Here is a 3,635-nt window from a genome sequence, read left to right on the forward strand (position 1 = left end):
TGCCCGTGAAGCGCATGGTGTTCCACGAGATCACGAAGGAGGCGATCCAGCGCGCGCAGGAAGCCACCCGTGAGCTCGACACCGCCCTCGTCGACGCCCAGGAGACCCGTCGCATCCTCGACCGTCTCTACGGCTACGAGGTCTCGCCCGTGCTCTGGCGCAAGATCGGTCCGGGGCTCTCCGCGGGCCGGGTGCAGTCCGCCGCCACGCGTCTCGTCGTGGACCGCGAACGCGAGCGCCTCGCGTTCGTCTCCGCCAACTACTGGGACCTCAGTGCACGCTTCGAGAAGGAGGGCGACGCCGCCTTCACCGCTCGACTCGCCCGCGTCCAGGGGACCCGTGTCGCCTCCGGTCGTGACTTCGACGACCGCGGTGGGCTGAAGGGCGAGGCCGTCCGCCTCGACGAAGCCGCCGCCGCCGCGCTCACGACCGTCATCGAACGCGCCGGTGACGCCACCGTGCGCAGCGTCGAGTCGAAGCCCTACACCCGCCGTCCTGCCGCGCCGTTCACGACGTCGACCATGCAGCAGGAGGCGGCTCGCAAGCTCCGTCTGTCGCCGCGGCAGACCGCCCGTGCCGCGCAGACGCTGTACGAGAACGGGTACATCACCTACATCCGTACCGACTCGGTCAACCTGTCGAAGCAGGCGCTCGACGCCGCGCGCAAGCAGGCTGCCGACCTCTACGGCGCGGCGACCGTGCCGGACAAGCCGCGCGTCTACGCGAGCAAGAGCAAGAACGCGCAGGAAGCGCACGAGGCGATCCGTCCGGCGGGCGACACCTTCCGGACCCCGTCCCAGCTCGAGGGCACCCTGACCGGTGTCGAGTGGCGTCTCTACGACCTCATCTGGAAGCGCACGATCGCCTCGCAGATGGCGGACGCGAAGGGCTCCACGGCGTCGATCGTCCTCGGCATCTCCTCCACCGAGTCGGTCGAGGGCATCCCGTCGACGGCGAACGGCACCGACGCCGAGTTCACGGCGTCCGGCACCGTCATCACCTTCCGCGGGTTCCTCAACGCCTACGAGGAAGGCAAGGACGAGGACCGTCACGAGTCGTCGGACCGCTCGGGCAACGACGTCGCCCTGCCCGACGTCAAGGAAGGCGAGCACCTCACCGTCGACGACGTCCTCGCCAAGGGGCACGACACCACGCCGCCGCCCCGCTACACCGAGGCGAGCCTCATCAAGACCCTCGAGGACCTCGACATCGGTCGTCCGTCGACGTTCCCGACGATCAGCCCGACGATCATCGACCGCGGCTACGTGTCCCTCCGAGGGACCCAGCTCGTGCCGAACTGGATCGCGTTCAGCGTGGTCCGGCTGCTCGAGGACTACTTCGGCGATCTCGTGCAGTACCAGTTCACGGCCGACATGGAAGCCGACCTCGACCGGATCGCGAACGGCGACGCCGACCGCGTCGACTGGCTCAAGGAGTTCTACTTCGGCGGCGGCGACCACCGCGGCCTCCGGACGGTCATCGACAACCTCGGCGAGATCGACGCGCGCGAGATCAACTCGGTCGAGCTCGCACCGGGACTCACCCTGCGCATCGGTCGGTACGGCCCCTACATCGAGGTGCCGGGCGACGACCCCGAGAAGCCCCGTCGCGTCAACGTGCCCGAGGACCTCGCGCCCGACGAGCTCACCGCCGAGAAGGCACGCGAGCTCGTGGACGCGCCGGTGCTCGGCGACCGCGTGGTCGGCATCAACCCCGAGACCGGCAAGGAGGTCCTCGCGAAGGACGGCCGGTTCGGTCCGTACGTGACCGAGCGCACCCCGGAGCCCGAGGCCGCGGTCGACCCCGCGACCGGCGAGGTCCTCGACGCGCAGGCCGCACCGGCCGCCGCTGAGGCGGAGCCGGCGGCGAAGACCACCGCGAAGGGTGCCGCCGCGAAGAAGGCGCCGGCGAAGAAGACCACGAAGAAGGCCGCCGCCCCGAAGGAGCGCACCGCGTCGCTCTTCAAGTCGATGGACCCGCAGACGGTCGACCTCGAGACCGCGCTCAAGCTGCTCGACCTGCCCCGGGTCGTCGGCAAGGACCCGGAGTCCGGCGACGACATCACCGCGCAGAACGGCCGCTACGGCCCCTACCTCAAGAAGGGCACGGACACCCGGACGCTGCCCTCCGAGGACGCGATCTTCGACGTCGACCTGCCCGGCGCGCTCGAGCTCTTCGCACAGCCGAAGTACGGCGGCCGCCGTGCCGCGAGTGCTGCGCTCAAGGAGTTCGACGCCGACCCGGTGTCCGGCAAGCCGATCAAGATGAAGGACGGCCGGTTCGGGCCGTACGTCACCGACGGCGAGACCAACGCGACGATCCCGCGCGGCGAGGACGTCGAGGCGGTCGACCACGCGCGTGCCGTGCAGCTCATCGCCGACAAGCGTGCCAAGGGCCCGGTGAAGAAGAAGGCACCGGCGCGGAAGCCGGCGGCCAAGAAGAAGTGACCGGCCGGTTCATCACGCTCGAGGGCGGCGACGGTGCGGGCAAGACGACGCAGGCGGAGCTGCTGACCGACTGGCTCGAGGAGCACGGTCGGACCGTGGTGCGCACGCGCGAGCCCGGCGGGACGGACCTCGGCACCCGGATCCGCGAGATCGTCCTGCACGAGCGGGGTCACGTCGCGCCCCGGGCCGAGGCGCTCCTCTACGCGGCCGACCGGGCGCACCACGTCGAGACGCTCGTGCGTCCCGCGATCGCGCGTGGCGACGTCGTGCTGCAGGACCGCTACATCGACTCGTCGGTCGCGTACCAGGGCGTGGCCCGCGGCCTCGGCGCCGAGCGCATCCGCTCGGTGTCCGACTGGGCCGCCGGCGGGCTCGCGCCGGATCGCACGATCCTGCTCGACCTCGACGTCACCGTCGGACGCGCTCGCGTCGCCGCGGCGCGTGGGGACACCTTCGACCGGCTCGAGTCCGAGGCCGAGGCGTTCCACGAGACGGTCCGCCGGGCCTTCCTCGACATGGCCGCCGCCGAGCCCGAGCGCTTCCTCGTCGTCGACGCCGCGCTGCCCGCGGCGGACGTCCAGCGTGCGATCCGAACAGCGGTCGCCCCGCTGGTCGGGATCGTCGAGGGATGACGGTGGCGACTGGCAGGATGATCCCGTGAGCGTGTGGGACGGCCTGACGGGGCAAGAGGAAGCGGTCGCGTCGCTCCGCAACGCGGCCGAGTCGCCCGACGGCACCGGCGGCATGACGCACTCGTGGCTCATCACCGGGCCACCCGGGTCCGGTCGGTCGAACGTGGCGTCCGCCTTCGCCGCCGCCCTCGTCGGCAACGGCCCGGACGACGACCACACCCTCCAGCAGATCACCGCGAAGACCCATCCCGACGTCTCGGTCCTGACCACGCAGCGGGTCATCATCACCATCGACGAGGTTCCAGTACCTCGTGATGATCGACCAGAAGACCGATCCGAAGGAACTCGCTACTTCGTTCGAGGAGTTCTGGAGGAGGAAGGGGCTCGACATCCGACCCTCGCACGAAGACTTCGGGAAGTACGGAGTCGCCTATTCGGCAACCGCGCGTGCAGACGGGAAGCCCTGGGGATCGTTTCAGTTCAGTCAGCGTGGCATCAGCCTCTACGTCGACTCCCAGTGCGCCGAGCGCTCGCCCAGGCCATCGTCCGCTGTGTC

The 3,635-nt window shown here is 70.3% G+C and carries 3 protein-coding genes; all 3 read left to right on the forward strand.

All coding sequences use genetic code 11. The features are described 5' to 3' along the window. The coding region (topA, locus tag I5E_RS12770) for a type I DNA topoisomerase (protein WP_022907329.1) at positions 1 to 2,447 on the forward strand (2,447 nt) is incomplete at its 5' end. After that, positions 2,444 to 3,079 carry a dTMP kinase gene (gene tmk / locus I5E_RS12775; protein WP_022907330.1) on the forward strand — a complete coding sequence of 212 codons (636 nt, stop codon included), beginning with the start codon at positions 2,444 to 2,446 and terminating at the stop codon, positions 3,077 to 3,079. The genes topA and tmk, both read left to right, overlap by 4 nt. A 314-nt stretch (positions 3,080 to 3,393) precedes the next feature. Beyond that, positions 3,394 to 3,635: hypothetical protein (locus I5E_RS25540; protein ID WP_187290509.1), on the forward strand; the 242-nt coding region annotated here is incomplete at its 3' end.

It is taken from the genome of Curtobacterium sp. B18, from assembly GCF_000333375.1.
Lineage (GTDB): Bacteria > Actinomycetota > Actinomycetes > Actinomycetales > Microbacteriaceae > Curtobacterium.